Genomic DNA, 21,709 nt, shown 5'->3' with positions numbered 1-21,709 from the left:
CTTCTCACCACACCCGCGTCAACGGACACGACGCACCGGCGAGATCGGCACGGCGTGGGCGGGCTCCGGGAGGCCGAGCAGCCGGTACATGGCCGCGCGCAGGATCGCACCGGACCGGTCGAGCCGTGAACTGATCAGCTCGGCGAAGTTCTCGACGACCACGGCTTCAGCGATGTCGTTGGTATACATGGGAACCGCCTCGCGCAATACGTGCGCAAGGCTCCCGTGACGCACCTCCGGACACGTGGCGAGCAGCATGCGGGCACCGACGCCGGCGGCGTACTGCGTCGTCGAACCGTGGTCGCCGATGACGACATCGCTCGCGATCATCGTTGCACGCCAACCTTCTTCGGGTGGAATGACGATCACGTCGCAGTCGGCGAGCCACGACCGCACCTGCCAGGCGCCGTGCGCGGCCCAGATGTTCGGGTGCAGCACAGCCGCGGTCCGGACCGACCGCGGCAGCTCCCGATACAGCTCAGGCCGCTGGCAGAACGTGGAGTCGGCCGTCCACGTCGAACTGATCGTCACGAGCGTCTCCTCCGGCCCCACGCCCAACGCCCGCCGGTAGTGCTCGCGGAACGGCAGGCTGGCCCGCATCCGGTCGAGGCAGATGTCACCGGCCACGACCGCCGCGGGCAAGGCCTCGGGACACGACTCGGCGAGCACCTCGAGCTCGTGGTCGTGCGACAGGGCGATCACGGAAGCCGGCACCTTCCCACCCCGCATGAGCAGCTGCCGATCGAGCCCGTGCGTGGGCTGAGCGCCGCGCCCAGCAGACCGAACCCGTTGACGTGACTTCAGAGCACTCGCCCCGTGCGGCAACACGAGCACATGCCCCGGCGCCCGGTCGACGAACCGGTAGCTGGCCGCGAGCACGAGGTCGAACTCGTGCTGCACCGCCATCTCCCAAGGAATCACCAGCCCTCCCACCGCGCTGAGGAACTGCGCGGTCCCCACGTCCGGCTCGGGCTGCGTGAAGTACGTCTGGACCCGGAAGTCGGAGTCCAGCAACGGCAGCAGATCGAGCAACCGCGTGCCCGCCACCACGGTGGGCACGATCACGAGCACCTTGCGGCACCCCGGCACCGTCACCCGGTGCGCACCTCCCGCACCGAGCGGGGTGGTGAACCAGTTCATCCCGGCCTCCATCGGTCGAAGTCGATGCCAAGACCGTCCCGGCCGGAGTGTTCATCGGGCTGTCACGAACTTTCTCCGCACTTCAGAGCACTCGGCGGACAAGCCGCCTGTCCTGTTCCGCGCGCTATTCACGTCCATATGTCAATGGACTGTCACTGAACTGTCATCTTGGGCTGAACGAGTGCATTGCATTGCCGTTGAACAGGGAGGACACTCTTCGGCGGGGACGCGAGGGGTGGCGCTGGTGGATGCGCGATTCACGATTCTGGGGCAAACGGGGATACGTGTCGGCGAGACGGTCGACACGCAATGGGGCCCGCTCAAGCTGCGCGCGATGCTCGCCGCCCTCCTGACCCGGCCAGGTGCCCCTGTACCTGCGGCGGAGCTGGTGGACTGGATCTGGTCGGACGACGACGTGCCGCCCAAGAACCCCTCCCAAACGCTCTACTCGTATTCATGGCGGATCCGCAGAGCACTCGATTCGATGCAAGACCGGGTGGAATTGGTCGTCGCGAACGGTTCATTTCGGTTGACGGCCCGGCGTGAATCCATCGACTACTTCCAGTACCGGGATCTCGTCGATCGGGCCCGCGATCTGGCTCGCCGCGGAGACCATCAGCAGGCTCTGGACGCGATTCGCACGGCATTCCACGTCTGGGGTGATCAGCTCCCGCTCGAGGACCTCAAATCCGACCGCGCCGAGGCGTGGCGCAACCAGGCCCGTCGAACCGCGCAGGTGCCCGCCTACGAACTGCTGTGCAGCGAGTACCTCGTGCTGGGCGACTACAGCTCTGTTCTCGAAGTGCTCGACGACCTGGCTCCCGACCACCTCACGCACCCGAGCCTGCTCAAGCGGCGGCTCGAAGCGCTGTACCTGTTGTCGCGCACCGATGAGGCGACACAGCTCTACCTGAGCACGTACCAGGCGTTCAAGGCCGCGCTCAACGACGCCGCGGCGCAGGACCTGCGCGAGTTCCACGACCGCCTCAGGGCGCACGGCGTCGCCCGGACGGAGCCGACGACCGGTGCCGCGGGCATCCTGGTCCCGGAGCAGCTCCCGCTCGACGTGCCGATGTTCGTGGGCCACGAGGACAAACTCGCGGCGTTGGACGCCATGGCCTCGCGACCCGGCGTGGTGGTCGTCGACGGAGTGGGCGGTGCGGGCAAGACGGCGTTCGTCGTCCACTGGGGACACCTTCGCCGCCCGCGTTTCCCGGACGGTGTTCTCTTCGTCGACATGCAAGGCTTTTCCGACGGTGTCAGTGTTGACACCTCCTCTGTCGTCGACCGCTTCCTGCAGGGTCTCGGTGTGTCTCCTGACCGGATCGTCAATCCCGACCACCGCCTCGCGAAGCTCCAGTCGGTGCTGTCCGGTCGTCGGCTGCTGGCGGTTCTGGACAACGTTCGTGACACGAGCCAGATCCACCCCCTGCTGCCGTTGTTCGCATCCGGCGTGGTCGTGGTGACGAGCAGGTCCCGGCTGTCCGATCTGGCGGCTCGCCTTGCGCCGCAACGGATCTCCATCGACCCGTTGAGCGACGACGAGGCGTGCAGGCTCCTCGTCGACCGCATCGGTGAACACCGCGGAGGCTGCGAGGAGCTCATCGAGCTGTCCAGGGTCTGCGGCGGGCTCCCGATCGCGTTGAAGGTGCTCGCGAACCACATCGCGACCAGGCCGGATGTGCAGTTGGGTGCGTTCGTCACGCACTTCCGCGAGCGGGGTGTGCTCGGCATCGGCACCATGCACGGGCCTCGTGCGGTCTTCATGCAGTCGTTGCGTGCCTTGGATCCTGACGCGCGCCTGCTGTTCAGGACGATCGGCGCGCATCCAGGGCCGGGCATCAGCGTGAGCGCGGCGGCGGCGATGGCGGGGTTGCCCGCCCGCCGTGTCCACGAGGCCCTGGACGCCTTGGCGGAGGCACACCTGCTGGAGCAGGCGGGTGAGCTGGACAGGTACAAGTTGCACGACCTGCTGCGCGAATTTGCCGCTGGGCTGCTCGAGGACGCGGCCGAACGTGTTGCCATCGAGCGCCGCATGCTCGACTTCTACTTCAGGACGGCCGAAAACGCGGACGTGCGCGTGCTGCCGACCATGATCCGGGTGCCGACGTCGGACGTCGACGAGAACGTCGGGGCGCTCGAGTTCCGCGACAGGGCGACCGCACACCGGTGGTGCACCGCCGAAGCGCAGAACATCGTCGCCCTGGTGCGGTTCGCGGTCAGCGCGGGCTACTTCGAGTACGCCATGCAGATCCCGCAGATGGTCGGGCAGATCTGGCTGAGGCAGGGACTGACCGCCGAAGTCCTGAACGTGCTGCACGCCGGGCTCGCCGGCGCCAAAGCGCTCGGCGAGTCGGCTGCGGAAGACCTCGCCGACCTGCTCCAGCAGATCGGCCACACCTATCTCGCGCGTCAGGAGTTCGGGCGCGCGGAGCACTACGTGCACTCAGCGCACCTGGCCTATCTGCGCGCGCCGGGCGACCAGACGCCGGGAGTGGCGACCTGTCTGCACACCGGTGCGCGGATCCTGGTCGCGACCGGCAACGTCACCATGGGGATCGACAGCCATGAGCGCGCTCTCACGATGGTGCGGATGATCGGTGAACGCGGCCCAGGAATGGAGAAGGTCTTTCTTTATCGCGCGGGAGAGGCCTACCAGGAAGCGTTTGACTACCAGCGCGCTGCTTCCTACTACCACAAATCATTGGTGCTGGCGCGTGAGCAGGAAGACGAAGCCTCTGAGGCCACCGTTCTCCAGCTGCTCGGATCGCTGAGCTTCGCGAGAGAACGAATTGCGGAGGCTCGTGGGTTCGCCGAGGCCGCTCTGTGGAAGCACGCGGGATTGCTCGCCGTGGGGCGAGTGGGTGAGGTTTGCGCGCTGCTGAGCGAAATCGAACTCGAAGACGGAAATCTGTTTGAAGCTAAACAGTATGCGCGCAAAGCGATCCAGTTCTGCGGGCGCGCGGGTGCGCCACTGAGCGAGGCGACCGCGTTGCACGTTCTTGGGCGCATTCACGCGCGAGAAGGCTTGCGGGACGGTGCGATCGAGGCGCTGTCGCTCGCCGTGGCGCTGCTGGCAGACCTGCAGCCCGAGCGTGGTGAGCGAATCGCCGCTGAGCTGCGTGAACTCAAGCTGGAAATCGATCTGCCCGCAGCTCGCGCGGGTTCGCCGGCGATCGACTGGGACCCTGAAGCTCACTGAACTTTCATTACTGACAGGTATCTTGTCGAAAGATCTGAACCTGTTCGTGTGTCCCCCTCTGGCGTGACTGGTTGACACCGCTGTGCGTATCGGTAGGATTCCTGCCTCGGCTGGAATCGCCAGCGATGAAGAACCAGGAGAACAACCTTGAGCAAGGCGCTATGTCGGCGTGTTGCCGCCGTCCTTGGCGTGGTCGCTGCGGTGGTGGTTGCAGCGATGGTTGTTGTAATGGTCCAGACCGATGCGTCTTCGAACGACGCCTCGAAGCATTGGTGCGACGTGGTCAACGGGGGCGTCCACGCCGTTTAGGCCGACCTGGCCGGACCTCGTATTTTTGAAAGCTGTTCACCTTCTTGTGTTGCCTGGCGGGCGGCCGCGTCCGCCAGGCTCAAGAAGCGAACTTTTCCGTCAGCGCGTTCGACCGGTAGGCCAAGGCGATCCGCTGCAGGCTCCGGCGCGAAGCGTCTTCGCTCAACGAGTGAGCACGCAACGAAACGGCCAAGCGGCGAAACGGTTCGACGTCGTCCTCGGACGTGATCACCACGACGCCCGGCATCAGGGTGAGCACCACCTGGTTGTCGTCGTGCACCTCGAAGCCGTGCAGGAGCGCAGGCGTGATCGCGGCACCGCGCAGGATCAGGCGCACGACGACGTTCGGGTGGCGCGCGCTCGCCGTGGCGAGGTCCAGCATCTGCTCGCACATGAGCCGTGCTGAGCCGACCTGGTTCCACAGGGCTGATTCGAGCAGGAAGAACTCGAACCGCAGGCCCGGCGTTGCCATCAGACGCTGCCGCTTGCGCACCAACGCCGTGGCGGCCCTGGTGTTGCGCTCGGACAGCCGACCGGCCGCGGTGAGCAGGTAGTCGCTGGTCCGCAGCCAGTCCGGTACGACAGCAGGGTCGGCGGCCACGACGTGTCCACTGTCCCCGAACCTGGACAACAGTGCCGCGTGCTCGGTGAACCCTCCGCGCCGGAGCACGATCCGGCGCGCGGCGTGGTCGTCCTGCAGCCGGTCGATCAGGTCGAGCGCGTGCGCCGTTGCGTCCGAGTCCATGCCCAGACCGGCGGCGAGGCGGCGCACGTCGTCCGCGCCCGGCAGCAGGATGCCGTTCTCGATCTTCGACATCTTCGACTGCGTGAACCCGGCCCTCCGCGCTGCCTCCGCCCCGGTCAGCCCAGCCCTCTTCCTGTGCGCGCGGATGAGCGCACCCAGGTCGTCGAGGTCGTGCTGGGCGTCGTCGGAGCGGGCCATCGCGGTTCCTGTCGTTCGATTGGCCGCAAACGTACCGCCAGAAAGCTCACGCCGTCGAGCCAACACCCTTGATCCGGCCGTCCCGGAACGCGTCCACGAACAGCCGGTGGTCCTCGCGGGTCTGGCGGGCGTAGTCCAGCGCGAAGGCGACGATCGAGTCGGTGAAGGCCTCCTCGCGGTCGCCGATGGCCGCGGCGATCGCTTCCTCGCACTGGAAAGCGACGAGGGTCTGGGCCGAGTCCTCGTCGGCCACGCAGTGCATCTTCGCGGTGGCCCTGCCCAGGTAGTCGAGGACCGGGAGCATGTCGGCGGGCTCGGTGAGGTCGGACCAGTCGAGGTCGGCCTCGTACGGGCTGAGCTCCGAGACGACGTAGCCGACGCCGTCGATCCGGGTGTGGCCGAGCCACGGGTCGGCGTGGGCTTGCAGGGCTCGTTGCGAGACTGCGGTGCGGTGGCCGTGGTCGGTGAAGTACTCGCGGATGCGCTCGTCCGGCACGATGCGGCTGGGGGCGGCGATGTTGGCCTGCTTCATCGACAGGACGACGTCGTTCTCCAACGCCTGGGTGCGGCCCTCCACGAGGATGTTGTAGGCGTGCAGGCCGGCCGAGCCGATGCCGAAGCCGCTGCGGCCCACCACGTCCTTGACGGTGTAGGTGCGGCTCGACGCGCGCTTGCCGGTCGGGATGGTGTCCAGATAGGACTCGAACGCCTGCTCGACGGCGGCGCGGACCTCCGGCGTCAGATCGTGGGTGCCCTCACGGTCGCGGCGGAAGGCGCGTTCGTAGTCGACGATCACGGTCTTCTCGTCGAGCAGGCCGATCCTGGTGGCCAGGCGGGCTCGTTGCAGGACGCGGTGCAGGGCGCCCTCCGTGTTGTCGAGGCCCAGGCTGAAGAGCTCGTCGCCGGGGCGTTCGGCGAACGTGCGGACCTGGCCAACGTAGGCCGAGACGTAGGTGCGGATGAGGTCGGCGATGACGTTGTCCGGCAGGGCCTTGCGCCACCCGAGCAGGGCCATCGACGCGGCGAAGCGGCGGACGTCCCACGTGAACGAGCCGAGGTAGGCCTCGTCGAAGTCGTTGACGTCGAAGACCAGCGTGCCCGCGGAGTCCATGTAGGTGCCGAAGTTCTGCGCGTGCAGGTCGCCCTGGATCCAGATGCGACCGGTGCGCTCGTCGGCCCACTCATCGGGCAATTCGGCCATGTCGGCGTAGAACAGGCATGCGCTGCCTCTGTAGAACGCGAACGGTTCGGCCGCCATTTTGCGGAACTTGTGCCGGAACGCGGCGGGATCAGCCGCCATCAGCCCGGCGAAGGCGTCCTCGAGCACGCTCACAATGCGGTCGCCGCGATCGGTCATCGGTGCCCCTCCCTCTCCCTCTTGAGGACGCAAATCCCAGCACGAGGATGCGTGTGAGTCGCCGTGCGTCTGCAAATTTCACAGTGCGCAGGAATCGAGAAGCCCGCGGGGCAGGCCCGCGCCTAACGTCGAAGGCATGTGCTTCATGTTCGGGGCCAGCAAGGAACAGGTGCGGCGCGTGCTCGGGCTGATCGAGAAGGAGGAGCACGAGGAAGGGATGATCGAGGAGACGGTCGAGCCGGTCACGTCCGCCGGTGTCCTCCGCCACGAGTAACGCGTGAGGCGCAGGACACCGGCGACCGCGGGGTCACTTCAGGGCGTAGGCCCGGATCAGGGTCTGGCGCAGTGCGTTGCCGTCCGCGTCGCTGACCGATGAACGCAGTGAGACGAACTGGGCGTCACGGGGATGATCGACGGTGACCGCCCACTGGCTGCCGGCACGCCTGATCTTCGTCGGCTTCCAGGTCTTGCCGTCGTCGTAGGAGACCTCGACGGCCGGGGTGTTGACGGAGCCGGGGCTGTCGCTCTCGTTGCGCTGCACCGTGACCGGGATCGTGAACCGCTTGCCGGCGGGCGCCGCGTTGTGGTCGTCGAGCTTGGGCGCGAACGTCATCCCCAGCAGCGGCAGGCTGGTCTGTTCGAAGGGCCGCTGGGAACGCTGTGAGGCGAACGTCCATTCCGCATCGATCCGAGTGGACAGCGCGGCGTACGCCGACCGGTCGAAGCTGCTGCGCAACGTGTACACCGCACGCTCCGGTTTGACCTGGGCCGTCACGTAAGTCGCGAGCTCGAACTCGCTGATCACCTGACCGTCCCGCAGCAGTTGCGTCTTCCCGGGGTAGCGGAAGCCGCCCCAGCGGCCGGTTCCCTGATCCGACAGCGGCGACACGAAGATGTACAGCAGGTTGTCACCTCGGAATGCCGAGGTGCTCCCGGTCCGTCCGTTGCTCATGGAGGGCCCGAACACGCCGGTGTTCCAGCGCAGAGGCGTCGTCTTGCCGCGGGGGAACGTCATCGGCGCGAGCTGGAGGAACTGGGTTTCCTGTGTGCCGTTGAAAGCCTCGCCGAAGTTGAAGAGGTTCCACGGCACGTCCGGGGTGAAGTACTCGGTCAGGGTGCTGGGCAGCGGGATGGCGACGAGGCCCTCGCGCACCCCGGTCGAGCCGGGGCTGCTCGTCGCGTGCTCGGATCGGACGGGGGCGAGTTCTCGCTGCCGGTTGTGCCACTTCAGCGTCGCGGGGACGCTGTGGTCGCTGTGCCTCAGGTGGTACAGGAACGGGCTGTTGTCGAACGACTGACCGTTCCACTTGGCCATGAGCGTCTCCGCGCTGAACGTGAAGCCGTCGTCGCGGGTGGTGGACGGTTTCACGGTCACCTTCGTGAAGTCACCGCCGGGCACGACCGTCGACATCTTGATCTCACCCCAGTCGGTCGTTCTTCCGTAGAAGAGCTCGCTGCGAGCGTGCCGGGCATCCGGGTCGTCCACCGTGACAGCCACCGGCACCGTCTCACGGGCGTCGAAGACGAGCTCGGTGTCCCGGCTGACCGTGAACGTCGGCTCGGCGAAGTCCGCCAGCCGCTCGCCCTTCGCCTCCTGGACGTACCCGGTGTAGGTGTACTTCCCCGCACGCAGCCGGACCGTGGTCGGGCTCGTCGCGTTCTTCTTGTCGATGACGTGTCTTTCGATCCCGATGAACCGGTAGTAGAAGTTGGTGCTCGGCGAGCCGTCGTAGTCGATCCCGCGAACCGTGACGTCGTAGCTTTCGGTCTCTCGCGTCACCGCGATCGGCGTGCGGACCGGAGCGCCCGCGTCCGGCGTCGCCGTGACCACGCCTTCGAAGGCGCCGACGGGTCCGTCGAAAGCGGTGTTGGCCGTGACAGTGGTGGACGCCTGACCTCCGGCCGGCACGGTGAGCGTCGCCGGGGTGAAGGTGAACATCCCGGCGGGCGCGGGGGACTTGCCCGGATCGACGACGTCGGCCCTGAGGGTGAGCGTGACCGGGCTGGTGCCGTGGTTGGTGTAGTCGAGGGTTCTGGTGATCGGTTCGTTGTCGTTGTGCGGCCAGCGCACCACGCCCAGGCTCAGGCTCGGCGGCGAGGCGGTCACCGTGGCCTTGACGGCCGCGGCGACGTCCACGCGGCCCGCGCCCTGCTCGAAGACCGTCAGCCGGTCCTTCGGCACGGCACTGCTCATCAGCGCGGCCTTGAGCTGGTCCGCGCTCCAGTCCGGATGTGCCCCGGCGAGGATCGCCGCCGCTCCGGCGACGTGCGGGGTGGCCATGGACGTACCGGACAGCGGCAGGTGGCTCTGTCCCGGCTCACCGACGGTGGCGTTGCGCGCCCGTGCCGCGACGATGTCCACGCCCGGCGCGGTGATGTCCGGCTTGATCGCTTCGTCGCCCGCTCGCGGTCCGCGGCCGGAGAAGTCCGCCAGTGCGTTGTCGCGGGTGACCGCTCCCACGGTGAGGGCGGCGTCGGCCGTTCCCGGCAGTCCGACGTAGCCCGTCTGGTTCCCCGAGGTGACCACGAACAGCGTGCCCGTCTTGGCGGTGAGCCTGTTCACCGCCTGCGACAACGGGTCCGTGCCGTCACTGGGGTCGCCGCTGATGCTCATGTTGACCACGTCGGCACCCTGCTCCGCGGCCCACTCCATGCCCGCGATGATCTGGGACACCCGACCGGAGCCGTCGTCGCCCATCACCTTCGCGTTGATGATCCGGGTGTCCGGCGCGACCCCTCGGTAGCGGGCGTGGTCGCCCGTGATGATGGACGCGACGTGCGTGCCGTGTCCGTTCCGGTCGTCGGCGTTGTCGCCGCCGGTGAAGTCACGCGCATCCACCACCGCGCCGGCGAGATCCGGGTGCGTGGCGTCGACTCCGGTGTCCAGCACCGCGACCTTGGTGCCCGCCCCGGTCTGTCCGGCGGCCCACGCCGCCGGCGCGCCGATCTGCGGAACCGAATGTTCCAGGGACACCCGGACCCGCTCGTCGAGCCACACGCGCCCGGACGCCAGCGCCGTCGGCCAGTACGCGCCGGAACGCTCCACGGACACGGCCGTGGCACCCATGCCGGGAAGTTCCCGGTCGATCCGCACGGCAGCGCTGCTCAGTGCCGGCCCGGAGTTCTCCACGATCAGCGGCAGGCGGGTGGCCGAGGTGTCGTCGAGTCCGGACTCGGCCAGTTCGGTGACGTTGAACAGCTTCGGGTCGAGCGTTCCCTTCTGCAGCAACGCCTGTGCGTCCTGCGGTACGACGTTCGTGTCACCTCGTTCGTCGGTGAAGGAGCGGAACACGATCTTCTCCCGGCCTTTCGCCGGTCGCACCTGCACCTGCTTTCCGCTGACGGTGACGACGTCCCCCGTCAGCAGCGTCACCGTCGCGCTCCCCGGTGCGAGCTTCGGGGTCACGGGCGGACCCGCTGTCGCGATCGGCACGGCGGTCGCGGACGTCACCAGGAGAACGGCCATCAGCCCGGGCAGGGCTGTTCTCGAACGCATCAACATCTCCCCAGTCGACTCGTGCTTCGGTCAGTCGTTACGGGGTGATGACACAGCCAGTTCGCCTGCGGGTTGCACGACCGGTGGAAATTCCTTGCGGTTGGCCGGAGTTCTCGAGAACTCCGGCCAACCGTCACGCGTGGCACTCCATCAGCGTCTGCTCCGCCGAACCGCCGTAGGCGCTCGGGTCCACAGTGGAGCAGTGCTGGGTGATCCACTCCTGGCGGCCGTGGTCGTCGCGGCCGCCAGGACCACCACGGCCACCCATGCGGTCGCCGCCGCTGAGCACGAACTTCAGCTTGCCCTCGCTCACCCACGTCTGGAGTTGGTCGACCGACGGCGCGTTGTCCGAGCCGGAGAACCCGCCCATGCCGATCACCACCGCGTCGGAGCCCATGATGTACGGCGAGGCCGCCTGCGCCGAACCCGCGATCGCCAGGGTGATCTCGGCACCACCGCCGTGTTCCTCGGCGTAGGCGAGGATGCGCTTCTGCTCGTCGGTGAGCTCACCCCGGTTCCCTCCCAGCCCCGGCATCATCCCGATCTGCGGACGGTTCCCGCGCTGCTGCTGGTTGCCGCCGGGAGGCTGCTGGTTCCCGCCGGGAGGCTGCTGCCCGTTCATGAACACCTCGAAGCCACCACCACCGCGCTCCATCGGCCCGGCGGCGGGCATCACTCCGTTGCCGGTGGCGGTTGCCGCGGTCGCGGTGGACCACACGGCCGGCGTCAGCAGCACCGCGACGAGCGCGGCCACGAGTCCCGCCCTGCGCAGGCCCGCCAGGAGCACGACGATCGCCACCACGGCGACACCGGCCGTCGCCCACCGCGCCCAGCCGTGCCAGGACGTGTCGCGCGAGACGACGACGAACGCCCACCCGGCGGTGATCGCGATCCCCAGCGGCAGCAGGAACCGGACGAAGCTCCTGGCGCGCCAGAACATCATCAGACCGGCGGCGCTGATCGCGGCGATCGCCGGAGCGAGCATCGTCGTGTAGTACGGGTGCCAGATGCCCTGCGCGAAGCTGAACACCAGTGCGGTGACCAGCAGCCAGCTTCCCCACATGAACCAGCCCGCACGCTCGGCCGCGTCACCGGGAACCTTGGCGCGCCACCGCAGCACCCCCGCCACCGCGACGGCGACCAGCACCAGCAGGCACAACGGCAGCAGCCACGAGATCTGTCCGCCGACCGAGGCGTCGAACATGCGCGTGATGCCGGGCTGTCCGCCGAACATCGCACCGCCGGGCCCGCCGAACTCCATCGGACCCTGACCGGTCGGCACCTGACCGGAGGGCAGCTCGGTGAAAGACCCTCCACCCCGGTTGCCGCTGCCGCCGAACACCCGGCCGAGCCCGTTGTAACCGATGATCAGGTCCCACGCGCTGCCGTCCGTGCTGCCACCGATGTACGGCTTGGCACCGGGCCACCACGCGTGCAGCGCCACCCACCAGAACGACGACGCGATCAGCACCGCACCGGCCGCCAGCACGTCGAGCACCCGCCGCTTCACCGGCGCACTCGATCCCACCAGGTAGGCCAGCGCGAAGCCCGGCACCACGATCCACGCCTGGAGCATCTTGGTGAGGAACCCGCAACCGATGAAGAAAGCGCACCACAGCAACCATTTCGTCCGCGGACGGCTCTCCGTCGACTGCACGGACCGCGTGAAGGCGTACGCGGCCGCGACGAGCAGCAGCACCAGCAACGTGTCCGGGTTGTTGTCGCGGTTGATCGCCACCGTGATCGGCGTCAGCGCGAAGATCAACGCGGCGAGCAGCGCGACCTTCTCGTCCGCCCACAGCCGGACGGTGCGGTGCAGCAGGAAGACCGCCGCGACGCCCTCGACCACCTGCGGCAGCAACACCGCCCAGCCGTGGAAACCGAAGATCCAGACGGAGATCGCCTGCGGCCACAGCGACATCGGCGGCTTGTCGACGGTCACCACGCCGGCCGGGTCGAACGAGCCGAACAGGAAGTTGGTGAAGCTCGTCGACATGGACTTCGCGGCGGCCGCGTAGTACGCGTTGCCGACCTGTCCCGCGCCGATCGCCCACACGTACAGCGCGCCGGCCAGCACGCAGATCGCGACGAGAGTCCAAGCAGGCCAACGTGCAGGTTGCTGTGCTTCGGCCGTGTCGCTGACCGGAGCGGCCACCTCGGCAGTGGCGGTCATGCCTGTTCCTTTCGGTCGTCCCTGCGGAACACCCAGCTCCGCAGCAGGAAGAAGCGCCCCGCCGTGCCCAGGGCGGACGAGCCGAGCAGCACGGCCAGTTCGAGGGCGCGGGACGGGTCGGGTGCGGCCGCGTGCAGCACGAGCAGCGCGGCCGACGTGAACGCGTAGTAGAGCCCGAACACCACGAACCCCTGCAGATGCGTTCTGCCGCGGGCGGTGTTGCGGGCCGTGAAGGTGAAGCGGCGGTTGGCCTCCGTGTTGAAGAGCGTGGTGATCACCAGCGCGGCCAGGTTGGCCACCAGCACCGGCCACCACAGCCGGAAAACGCCGTACAGGGCCAGGTTCGCGAGCGTGGAGATCATGCCGATCACCGCGAACGACAGCACCTGCCAGGACAGTCCGCCCTCGCTGCGGCTCAGCACCGCGTCGGGGTGGATCGCCCTGGGCTGGGGCCGCCGCGGCAGCCCGGTCACGAGTGCGGTGCCGTTGGCCTTCGCTCGCGCCACGCGGATCAACCCCTTGACGTCGTCGATCGCCGTACCGATCACGTCGACCCTGCTGTCCACGTCCTCGACCCAGTCGACCGGGACCTCGTGAACACGCAAACCGTTGTGCTCCGCCAGGAGCAGCAGCTCGGTGTCGAAGAACCACGCCTCGTCGCGGGCCTGGCCGAGCAACGGCCGGACGACCTCGGTGCGAGCCGCCTTGAACCCGCACTGGGCGTCGCTGAAGCGCGCGCCGTGCGTGAGTCTGATCAAAGCGTTGTAGCCGCGCGAGACCAGTTCGCGCCGCGGCCCGCGCACCGTTCGCGAACCCGGTGCGAGCCGCGAGCCGATCGCCAGGTCCGAGTGCCCGTTGAGCAGCGGCGCGACCAGCGGCAGCAGCCCGTCGAGCCCGGTGGAGAGGTCGACGTCCATGTACACGACGACGGCCGCCTCGCTGGCGCCCCACGACTCCCTCAACGCCAGCCCGCGGCCTTTGCGGTCCAGGTGGTGCACGCGCACCCGTTCGTACCGCTTCGCGAGGGCGTGCGCGACCTCCAGCGTCCGGTCGGTGCTGGCGTTGTCGACTACCACGATCGACCAGTCGAACGGGAACTGCTCGCTCAGGAACCCGTGCAACACCTCGACGCAGCCGGGCAGTGCGCGTTCCTCGTTGTAGACGGGGATCATGATGTCCACCGTCCCCGTCGCCTGTGCGGTGCTCACCGCCATGTCTTCTCCGTTCCACTGTGGACACAGCTGTGACCGTTGTGGGACCGAGCTTGCTGACGCTGTCGTGAGAACGTCCTTGGCTTCTGCTGAGAGAATCGTTAGAGCGGATTCACACAGGTGCCTCACAGGTTCGCCCTCTACCGTCGCCCGCATGCGACTGCTCGTGGTGGACGACGACCCGGACGTCCGGGACAGTCTGCGGCGCAGCCTGGAGTTCGAGGGGTACGAAGTCACCACCGCCGCGGACGGCGCCGAGGCGCTGCGGCTGGTGCACCACGCCGACCTGGCCATTCTCGACCTGATGATGCCGGTCCTGGACGGTTCGGAGGCCTGTCGCCGGCTGCGTGCGGCGGGGGAGCGGCTGCCCGTGCTGATGCTCACCGCCCGCGACGCGCTGGGCGACCGCGTCACCGGTCTGGACGCCGGCGCCGACGACTACCTGGTCAAACCCTTCGCGCTGGAAGAACTCCTGGCCCGCGTCCGCGCGTTGCTCAAGCAGAACCGGCGCCGCGCGGCACCGCGGTCGTTGCAGTTCGCCGATCTGCGGATGGATCCCGAGGCCCGCGAGGTCGTGCGTGGCGGCGTCCGCCTCGACCTGACCCCGACCGAGTTCGATCTGCTGGCGGTGTTCCTGGGCGATCCCGAACGGTTGCTGACCAAGCAGCACCTCAAACACGCCGTGTGGGGCCACGACAACGGCACCAACAACCTCGACGTGTACATCGGCTACCTGCGCCGCAAGACCGAGGCAGGCGGACGGCCCCGGTTGCTGCACACCGTGCGCGGCATGGGTTTCATCCTGCGCGAGACGTCGCCGTGAAGGGCCCGGTGTTGCTGCGCGGCAAGCTCGCGTTGATCACCGCGTGCGTGGTGGCCGTCGCGATCGGCGGAATCAGCGTCATCACGTGGATCGTCACCGACCACAACCTGCGCTCGCAGCTCGACAAGTCGTTGCTGGCGAGCCTGCCGCCGCGGATCAGCCAGCCGCCGCTGCCGGGGGAGATGCGCGGTTTCCGGCTCCGCTGCGACGAAGGCGTGCCCAACGAGGGCCTGCAACAGGTGCTGCAGGGCATCCAGACCCTGAGTCCCGGCGGCCGCACCTGCGCGCCTCCCGGCGTCGACCCCGTCGTGACGAGCGACACCGACTTCGTGGCCACCACGACGTACCGCGACGGCGTGACGAGGTCCGGCGCGGAGGCACGCGTTCTGCTGCAACCGCTCGACAACGGCGACGTCCTGATCCTCAGCCGCAGCGTCGCGGAGATCAACGGCACCCTGACCACGCTCGCCGGCGTGCTCGCGGCCGTGGCCGTCCTCGGCGCCCTGCTGGTGGCCGGGCTCGGCCTGTGGCTGACCCGCCGCGCCCTCGCTCCCATGGAACGCCTCGCCCAGACCGCGGAACACATCGCCCGCACCGAGGACCTCACCACACCGATCACCGTGTCCGGCCAGGACGAGGTGGGCAGGCTCGGCCGCGCCTTCACCTCGATGACGGCCGCGCTCGCCGAATCCCGGCGCCGCCAACGTGATCTCGTCAACGACGCCGCGCACGAGCTCCGGACCCCGCTGACCAGCCTGCGCACCAACATCGACCTGTTGGTCCGCAGTGAACGCACCGGACGCGAGCTGCCGGGGCGCGGCGAGGTCCTCGACCGCCTGCAGGCGCAGAGCCAGGAGTTCAGCGACCTCGTCACCGAGCTCGTCGTGCTGGCCCGCGACGACCGCGAGCTCGCCAGCGTTCCCGTCGACGTGGCAGGGGTGGTCGACCGCGCCGTGAAACGAGCCCGCAGCCGCGCCCACGAGCACGTTTTCGACGTCGACCGCTCCAAGTGGTCGGTGATGGGTGATGCGGGCGCGCTGGAACGCAGCGTGCTCAACCTGCTGGACAACGCCGTGAAGTTCTCCCCGGCGAGCTCCACGATCACCGTCCGCTCGCGGCCAGGCTGGCTCACCGTCAGCGACGAGGGGCCGGGACTTCCGTTCGAGCACAGGCAATCGGCGTTCGAACGGTTCTGGCGCGCGCCGGACGCCCGCGGCCTGCCCGGATCCGGTCTGGGCCTCGCGATCGTCGCGGACATCGTGGCCGTGCACGGTGGGAGCGTGCAGTTCGTGCCAAGACCCCGCGGTGCGTCCGTTCGCGTGGATCTGCCGGAATACCGTTGACCAGCAGACGATCGGCGGTGGTTCGCGCGGGTGGGTCTGGACCACGGTGGTGGCATGGACCGCAGACACCGGCGCCCTGCCCTGCTGATCACCGCGTTCCTCTCGGTCGCGATGGTCACCGCCGGCAACTCAGCCGCAGCTCCGACACCTGACGAACCGTTGCACCACTGGCAGTACGACCACTGGCCGCAGCAGCAGCCGTGGCAACAGTCCAGGGACTCCGCGCGCGTGTTGGCGCAGGCGGGGTTCCCCGGCCCGGTCGACCCGCAGAACTGGGTCAACCCCGACCACATGACGTGGGAACGGGACTACAAGAAGATCCCCGGTACCAACTGGGCCGACCCGTCGGCCAAGGGATCGGTGCGCAACTTCAAGGGCGCGCTCGTCCTGCTGGACTACCCGAACCAGCCGTTCGTCGTGACGCAGCCGAAGAACTCCACGGTGTTCGGCAACCCGAGCGCGGAGGCGAGCAACGTCCCGCGTGCCCAGGTCGGGCAGTTCTACCAGGACTTCCTCAACAAGCCGAACGGTCTCAACCGCGGCCACACCGTGCACGAGTACTGGATGGAGACCTCCGGCGGGCGCTACGGCGTGGAGCTGAAGGCGTTCGGCCCGTACCTGATGCCGGGCAAGGACCACGAGTACGCGATGGAGTTCCAGGGCGGCACCGGCTGTCCGGCCGGCGACTCGTGCAACCGCAACATCCGCACCGACGGCCGTGCCGCGTGGGTGGCCGACGTCGGCTCGGAAGTGCCCGCGGGCTACGACTTCGTCTACTACCTGTCGGCGGGCCAGGACGAGTCCGGCACGTGGCAGGAGTTCGGGATGATGAAGTTCCGGACGAAGGAGGACGTGACCGACGACTTCGGCCCGCCGGACCCGGCGCTGCCGAACTGGTCGAAGACCCGGTACGTCGACTGGACCTCGTGGGCCGCGGGCTCGTCGATCTGGCCCAACGCGGGCGGAGGTTCGTCCACCCAGGCCGAGAGTTCCGGCCAGGGCGTGTACGCGCACGAGCTGAGCCACATCCTCGGCATCGGCGACAACTACAACAACCCGTACGGCAGCCCGCCGCGCCGTGACTACAGCGGCCCGTGGGACATGCTGTCGCGCGGCTCGTTCAACGGTCCCGGCGGTCCGCACTCCCGCTGGACCATTCCGGCCACCGGTGGCGCGTCGCTCGGCGCCCAGCAGACGCTGCGCAACAAGATCAAGCTCGGGATCATCGACGAGAAGAACGTGTTGAGGCTGTCGCGCGAGGCGTTGGCCAGTTCCGGCACGGTCATCGCGAAGATCACCGCCCGCGAGGTCGATCCGGGGCTGAACGGCCTGACCGGCATCAACCTCGCGCTGGGCACCGGCGACAAGTCCCCGTCCTGCAACGTCTCCACCAACCCGTTCTGCGACGGCGGCGGCTACAACAACTACACGCTCGAAGTCGTCGACCGGATGGGCGCCGACTCGTTCACCCCGGACGCGGGTGTGTTGCTGGCCAAGACGAAGAACCAGGACGCGGCACCGTTCACGTGGGTCGTCGACGCCAACCCGCAGGACATCGGCATGACCGACTACGTGCTGCCCGACGGCACCAAGGTCCCGATCACGATCGGCGACTACCGCCAGCTGGCCGACGCGCTGTTCCACGCGGGGACCAACTCCGGCAGCGAGTTCGAGTACGTCGACCAGGCCAACCGGCTGCACTTCTACGTGCTGGACCTGCAACGCGACTCGCGTGGCGTCCTGTCCTACACGGTGGCGATCCGGTCGCTGGACGGCGCGGGGCCGCAGCAGCGCGGCGTGCGGGTCACCCCGACCGCCGCTCGTGCCGGGGACGACGGCATCGCGACGTGCAGCTTCCCGTTGACCAACACCGGCCGTGCGGCGCCTCCCGGAGGACAGCACCCGGAACCGGTCGACCAGTACGTCGACGGTGACGTGTACCGGGTGACGGCGAAGGCCGAGAACGGGTGGTCCGTCTCGGTGCCGAACGCGTTGGCCACGGCCGAGTTCGGTGGCCGGGTCGACGTTCCGGTGCACGCTCAGCGCACCGGTGGGCCGATTACGTCGAAGGTGACCCTCACGGCCACCTCCGAGAGCAACCCGGCCAAGACCGCGACCGCCACCTGCACGGTGACCGGCCGCTAGGCACCTGGTCAGAAGCCTTGTCCGTAACCTCGCTGCCCGGTTTTGGCGCGAAAAGCACGTTCGGGCCGCTAGATCGCCCGAACGTCACGTTCGCTCCCCAGGCCCGTTTGGCGCGAACGTGACATTGGGGCCGATAGATCGCCCGAACGTGCTTTTCGCGCCAATCAGGAACAGGAACAGACAGGACTTTCGGTGACCGGCCGCTAGACGGACTCGTCCAGGTGCGCGTCCCACACCGCCCAGGCCTCGGTGTGGGACGCGCCGCCGGCGAAGAACGCCTCGGCCAGCACGTCCAGGTCCGACTCCACGTTCATGAACTTGGGCCGGTGCACCGCGAACCCGCGCGGGTCGTCGGCCACGCGGTAGGGCACGGCGAGCCGCAGCGTCTGCCGGTAGGGGCCGTACTCGACGGCTTCGACGAGCAACGCGTCGGTCTTGCCGTGGTCCAGGTCGACGTAGCCGTCGGCCACGAGCACCGCACCCAGCCAGCTCGGGTCGCCGTCCGCCAGCGCGTCCTGGCCGGCGCGGGCACCTTCCGCCAGGTCGTCGAACATCAACCGGTCCATGCCGAACTCGCCGTCGGTGTGCAGGTACCCGAGCAGCGGGATGAGCGTCTCTCCCTCCGACACGCACCAGACTCCGTGGGCGGCGAAGAACCCGGCCAGGCGGGCTGTCTCGATCATGGCGGACACCATGCCAGCTCGGTGCGGTGCAAGTGTCCGGAATGGAGCAATCAGCGGGAACGGGCGGACCGGCGCGGTCGTCGCTGCCGCTGTTGCTGTCGTTGCTGTTGTTGCTGCGGAACGGGTCCTGACGTCAGCATCGTGAAGCAGGCCAGCACCAGGATCGCGCCGCACGCCACCCATGTCAGCGTCCTGACCGCGGAAACCGGTGCGGGCACACCGATGCCGAGCAGCAGCAACGGCATGCCGAGCGCGTAGCAGACGCCTGCCGCGAACGTCCGGCCCGAGCCGTTGACGAGCAGCGGGACCGCGGCGATGCCGATCAGCACCGCGAACGCGAGCCACGTCCAGGTCAGCCCGGCGTGCAGCGCGACCGTGACGTCCAGCCCGTCCTTCGCGCGGATCGCGGCCTCCGACTCCGCCGCGTGGTTCAGCCCCACCGCGGCTCGTGTGCCCGCGACAGCAGCTGTGAGCAGCGCCGACGCACCCAGGATCGTGCGACCGCGCCGTACTGGATCGACTCGCTTCCTGGTGTCCACGCACCCCAGTTTGTTGGCAAGGTGGTGCAGGGTCGCGTTGCACACGCCGAGGTGCACTCAGTAGTGGTACGGAATGCGCGCCATCGGTTCCACCAGCTCACGCTCCTCATAGGACAGATGCGAGAGCAACGTGTCCGTGAGCAGGTCGACCGCCTCCTGTACCTCGCCGACCCGCTTCGGCTCCGCGACCGTCGCCACCAGCGCCTCGTCCAGGCGTTCGAGGACCTCGTGGATGATCTGGTGCTCCTCGGTCAACCGGTCCAGCACTGGCCCGAGGCGTGCGTCTCCAGCGCGTAGCTGCGGATAGAGACTTCTGTCCTCGTGTGTGTGGTGGATGGTGACGAGCCGACAGTAGCTCTCGCAGTAGGCGCCCATCGTCCAGTTGTTCTGGCGCATGGTCATCGTGTTGATCTCAGACCGTGCCGCGCCCACGTCGATCACGCCTTCTGCGACCTGCCGCACGACCGAGCGGATCTTCGTCAGCTCGTCGCGCAGGTGGTTGTGCACGCCGATCAACTGCCTGCTGAGCGCTTTGCCCGAGGCGGTGTAGACGGCGTCCGCCTCAGGCGCCGGGCCTTTTGGGCGGTTCGCCTCGTCCCAGAGCCGTTCGTCCGACAGCCGCACGCCGTCGTCGGGCGTCGGTGCGATGCCGAGCCGGTCCGGTCGAGTGCGTTCTCTTGCGACGATCTCACGCACGGCTGGTGCGACTTCTTCTGCGAACGTGCGTACATCGTCGTCGGTCTCGACCATGAGGATGAAGCCGCTCATTCCGTGCAGCAGAGCCAGTTCCGCGATCTGCTCGGCGGTGAAGTCGCTCGTGATGTTGTAGAGCCTGCGGACGTCCTTCGGTGACCGTCCGGCCTCGTGGGCGGCCTCGTCGATGATCGCGTTCATGTTCCCGAGCTGGTCCGGCGGCGCGTAAGGGCTCGACGGCAGCCACCCGTCGGCCTTGCGCCCGATCAGCCGGAGCATCCGCGGCTTGTACGCGCCGAGCCAGATCCCGACGGGATGCGCCGGGAACGGGCCGGGCTTCGCGCCGTTGAGCGAGTAGTGCTTGCCCTGCAGGCGAATCCCACGTCCGGGCGTCCACAGCGCGCGGATGACGTCGATCGCCTCTTCCAGCGCCTCCACCGACTCGGCGGGCGTGCGGCGAGGCCCGTCCATGGCGGCGATGGCGTCCCAGAACGCGCCGGCGCCGAGCCCCAGCTCAACGCGCCCACCGGTGATGACGTCAAGACTGGCGACCGCGCGCGCAAGAACGGCGGGCGGCCTGAGGGGCAAGTTCGCGACGTTGGGGAACACCCGCACGTTGGTCGTCGACGCGGCGATGACCGACAACGACGTCCAGGCGTCCATGTGCGTCGCGTTGTACGGGTGGTCCTGAACGCTGACGAGCTCCAGCCCTCGAGCATCGGAGACCTGCGCGAGCCGCAGCGCGTCACCGAACCGCTCGGCGGCCGGCGGCAGGAACACACCGAACTCGAGCGAGTGACCATAATCTGCCATGCCGAAAGTATGCCACGCAGATGTTCTGTTCGACAGACGTTCTGTCGGGGCTATCATCGGTGAGTGACCTTGGACGAAGACTTCGGCTGGACCCTCGGCGTGGTCTTCCGCGCCTTCGTCAAGGCGACGAACGCGGCGGTCGGCGACCTGCCGGGCGGCCACCGCGGCTACCAGATCCTCACCGCCGCCACCCGTGACCAGCCGGAAAGCCAGTCCGCGCTCTGCCAGCAACTGGGCATCGACCGCACGGTCATGACCTACCTGCTCGACGACCTGGAACGCGCCTCCCTCGTAGAGCGCCGGCCAGCGCCAACCGACCGCCGCACCCGCCTGGTCGTGGCGACCGCTGTGGGACGCGCACGCCTGGTGGAGCTCGACCGGCGGCTCGCGCTCGCCGAAGCGCACGTGCTCTCGGGCCTGCCGAAGGACGACAGGGAGACGTTCAAGGCGTTGCTGTGCAGGCTGGCGGGGCACGTGAACGAGCTGGACCCGGTGCCGAGCGCGTGTCAGGCCGTGCAGGACATCGCGGCGAGCACGTCCTAGCCGAGCGCGGCGCGGATCAGCCCGGCACTGCCGAAGATCAGTACGAGCGCGAGCAGGAGCCAGCCCGCCCGTGCGCCGAGCAGCCCGGGACTGGGTGCGTCCTGGCTCCGTGCCCGTGCGTTGAGGGCTTCGGCTCGCAGCACGCAGGCGAGTGCGGCGAGCCAGATCGCGAACACCCCCAGGAACACGGGGTGACCGAAGACGCCGGCGGCCAGGAGTCCGATGAGGATCGGTGTGAAGACCGCGATCCACAGGGTGCGGAACAGCAGGCCCCATCGGTAGGTGCCGGTGACCAC

The 21,709-nt window shown here is 68.4% G+C and carries 16 protein-coding genes; 6 read left to right on the top strand and 10 right to left on the bottom strand.

The features are described 5' to 3' along the window. Positions 1–18 precede the first annotated feature (18 nt). The gene (locus ACFOWZ_RS08140) at positions 19–1,140 is read right to left on the bottom strand and encodes a hypothetical protein (RefSeq protein ID WP_382370749.1); all 1,122 of its coding nucleotides are present in this window, start codon (positions 1,138–1,140) and stop codon (positions 19–21) included. Between ACFOWZ_RS08140 and ACFOWZ_RS08135 the strand changes: the two genes are divergently transcribed. After that, positions 1,127–4,342: an AfsR/SARP family transcriptional regulator gene (locus tag ACFOWZ_RS08135; RefSeq protein WP_382370747.1), complete on the top strand. Its 3,216-nt coding sequence runs from the start codon at positions 1,127–1,129 to the stop codon at positions 4,340–4,342. The genes ACFOWZ_RS08140 and ACFOWZ_RS08135 overlap by 14 nt on opposite strands. A 388-nt stretch (positions 4,343–4,730) precedes the next feature. On the opposite strand, the gene ACFOWZ_RS08130 is transcribed toward ACFOWZ_RS08135, so the two are convergent. Together ACFOWZ_RS08130 and ACFOWZ_RS08125 are read right to left on the bottom strand one after the other, a co-directional pair. After that, the gene (locus tag ACFOWZ_RS08130; protein WP_382370745.1) at positions 4,731–5,594 is read right to left on the bottom strand and encodes a Scr1 family TA system antitoxin-like transcriptional regulator; all 864 of its coding nucleotides are present in this window, start codon (positions 5,592–5,594) and stop codon (positions 4,731–4,733) included. Between the two features lie 46 nt (positions 5,595–5,640). After that, positions 5,641–6,951 carry a DUF2252 domain-containing protein gene (locus tag ACFOWZ_RS08125; protein ID WP_382370743.1) on the bottom strand — a complete coding sequence of 437 codons (1,311 nt, stop codon included), beginning with the start codon at positions 6,949–6,951 and terminating at the stop codon, positions 5,641–5,643. A gap of 136 nt (positions 6,952–7,087) precedes the next feature. Here ACFOWZ_RS08125 and ACFOWZ_RS08120 point away from each other — a divergent pair, with 136 nt between their 5' ends. After that, positions 7,088–7,225 carry a hypothetical protein gene (locus tag ACFOWZ_RS08120; RefSeq protein WP_382370741.1) on the top strand — a complete coding sequence of 46 codons (138 nt, stop codon included), beginning with the start codon at positions 7,088–7,090 and terminating at the stop codon, positions 7,223–7,225. A 33-nt stretch (positions 7,226–7,258) separates the two neighbouring features. Here the strand turns inward: ACFOWZ_RS08120 and ACFOWZ_RS08115 are convergent, their stop codons facing one another. From ACFOWZ_RS08115 to ACFOWZ_RS08105, 3 genes are all read right to left on the bottom strand, one after another. Then, positions 7,259–10,447, bottom strand: a complete 3,189-nt coding sequence (locus ACFOWZ_RS08115; RefSeq protein WP_382370739.1) for a S8 family peptidase — start codon at positions 10,445–10,447, stop codon at positions 7,259–7,261. 133 nt (positions 10,448–10,580) lie between these two features. Next, positions 10,581–12,620: an ArnT family glycosyltransferase gene (locus ACFOWZ_RS08110; protein WP_382370737.1), complete on the bottom strand. Its 2,040-nt coding sequence runs from the start codon at positions 12,618–12,620 to the stop codon at positions 10,581–10,583. Next, on the bottom strand, positions 12,617–13,834 hold the full coding sequence (locus tag ACFOWZ_RS08105) for a glycosyltransferase (RefSeq protein ID WP_382370735.1): 1,218 nt from the start codon (positions 13,832–13,834) through the stop codon (positions 12,617–12,619). The genes ACFOWZ_RS08110 and ACFOWZ_RS08105 overlap by 4 nt, the downstream gene beginning before the upstream one ends. A 151-nt stretch (positions 13,835–13,985) precedes the next feature. On the opposite strand from ACFOWZ_RS08105, the gene ACFOWZ_RS08100 reads away from it, so the two are divergent. The 3 genes from ACFOWZ_RS08100 to ACFOWZ_RS08090 are packed head-to-tail and all read left to right on the top strand — an operon-like array spanning position 13,986 to position 18,142. Beyond that, complete coding sequence (locus tag ACFOWZ_RS08100) at positions 13,986–14,654, top strand: response regulator transcription factor (protein ID WP_382370733.1); 669 nt, start codon at positions 13,986–13,988, stop codon at positions 14,652–14,654. Next, complete coding sequence (locus ACFOWZ_RS08095) at positions 14,651–15,997, top strand: sensor histidine kinase (protein ID WP_382370731.1); 1,347 nt, start codon at positions 14,651–14,653, stop codon at positions 15,995–15,997. Before ACFOWZ_RS08100 ends, ACFOWZ_RS08095 begins: the two co-directional genes overlap by 4 nt. A gap of 54 nt (positions 15,998–16,051) precedes the next feature. Then, positions 16,052–18,142, top strand: coding sequence for a M6 family metalloprotease domain-containing protein (locus ACFOWZ_RS08090; protein ID WP_382370729.1), 2,091 nt, complete (start codon positions 16,052–16,054; stop codon positions 18,140–18,142). Between the two features lie 203 nt (positions 18,143–18,345). Here the strand turns inward: ACFOWZ_RS08090 and ACFOWZ_RS08085 are convergent, their stop codons facing one another. From ACFOWZ_RS08085 to ACFOWZ_RS08075, 3 genes are read right to left on the bottom strand one after another with little or no spacing between them, the layout of a single operon-like run. Next, on the bottom strand, positions 18,346–18,825 hold the full coding sequence (locus ACFOWZ_RS08085) for a hypothetical protein (RefSeq protein WP_382370727.1): 480 nt from the start codon (positions 18,823–18,825) through the stop codon (positions 18,346–18,348). A 50-nt stretch (positions 18,826–18,875) separates the two neighbouring features. Further along, positions 18,876–19,364 carry a hypothetical protein gene (locus ACFOWZ_RS08080; protein ID WP_382370725.1) on the bottom strand — a complete coding sequence of 163 codons (489 nt, stop codon included), beginning with the start codon at positions 19,362–19,364 and terminating at the stop codon, positions 18,876–18,878. A gap of 57 nt (positions 19,365–19,421) precedes the next feature. After that, entirely contained in the window at positions 19,422–20,870 is a 1,449-nt protein-coding gene (locus ACFOWZ_RS08075; RefSeq protein WP_382370723.1) for an LLM class flavin-dependent oxidoreductase, read from the bottom strand. Positions 20,871–20,933: 63 nt separating this feature from the next. Between ACFOWZ_RS08075 and ACFOWZ_RS08070 the strand changes: the two genes are divergently transcribed. After that, positions 20,934–21,413: a MarR family winged helix-turn-helix transcriptional regulator gene (locus ACFOWZ_RS08070; protein ID WP_382370721.1), complete on the top strand. Its 480-nt coding sequence runs from the start codon at positions 20,934–20,936 to the stop codon at positions 21,411–21,413. Here ACFOWZ_RS08070 and ACFOWZ_RS08065 read toward each other — a convergent pair. Next, positions 21,410–21,709, bottom strand: a complete 300-nt coding sequence (locus tag ACFOWZ_RS08065; protein WP_382370719.1) for a hypothetical protein — start codon at positions 21,707–21,709, stop codon at positions 21,410–21,412. The genes ACFOWZ_RS08070 and ACFOWZ_RS08065 overlap by 4 nt on opposite strands.

The organism is Lentzea rhizosphaerae (assembly GCF_042649515.1).
GTDB lineage: Bacteria > Actinomycetota > Actinomycetes > Mycobacteriales > Pseudonocardiaceae > Lentzea > Lentzea aerocolonigenes.
Note: the sequence above shows the minus strand (reverse complement) of the source record. Positions and strands in the feature narration are given on the sequence as shown.

Excerpts from the sequence above, each read along its gene's own strand:
- ACFOWZ_RS08105 (WP_382370735.1), bottom strand. The coding sequence starts at position 13,834 with ATGGCGGTGAGCACCGCACAGGCGACGGGGACGGTGGACATCATGATC.
- ACFOWZ_RS08125 (WP_382370743.1), bottom strand. The coding sequence starts at position 6,951 with ATGACCGATCGCGGCGACCGCATTGTGAGCGTGCTCGAGGACGCCTTC.
- ACFOWZ_RS08085 (WP_382370727.1), bottom strand. The coding sequence starts at position 18,825 with ATGATCGAGACAGCCCGCCTGGCCGGGTTCTTCGCCGCCCACGGAGTC.
- ACFOWZ_RS08120 (WP_382370741.1), top strand. The coding sequence starts at position 7,088 with ATGTGCTTCATGTTCGGGGCCAGCAAGGAACAGGTGCGGCGCGTGCTC.
- ACFOWZ_RS08090 (WP_382370729.1), top strand. The coding sequence starts at position 16,052 with ATGGACCGCAGACACCGGCGCCCTGCCCTGCTGATCACCGCGTTCCTC.
- ACFOWZ_RS08115 (WP_382370739.1), bottom strand. The coding sequence starts at position 10,447 with ATGCGTTCGAGAACAGCCCTGCCCGGGCTGATGGCCGTTCTCCTGGTG.
- ACFOWZ_RS08075 (WP_382370723.1), bottom strand. The coding sequence starts at position 20,870 with ATGGCAGATTATGGTCACTCGCTCGAGTTCGGTGTGTTCCTGCCGCCG.
- ACFOWZ_RS08130 (WP_382370745.1), bottom strand. The coding sequence starts at position 5,594 with ATGGCCCGCTCCGACGACGCCCAGCACGACCTCGACGACCTGGGTGCG.
- ACFOWZ_RS08110 (WP_382370737.1), bottom strand. The coding sequence starts at position 12,620 with ATGACCGCCACTGCCGAGGTGGCCGCTCCGGTCAGCGACACGGCCGAA.
- ACFOWZ_RS08100 (WP_382370733.1), top strand. The coding sequence starts at position 13,986 with ATGCGACTGCTCGTGGTGGACGACGACCCGGACGTCCGGGACAGTCTG.
- ACFOWZ_RS08140 (WP_382370749.1), bottom strand. The coding sequence starts at position 1,140 with ATGAACTGGTTCACCACCCCGCTCGGTGCGGGAGGTGCGCACCGGGTG.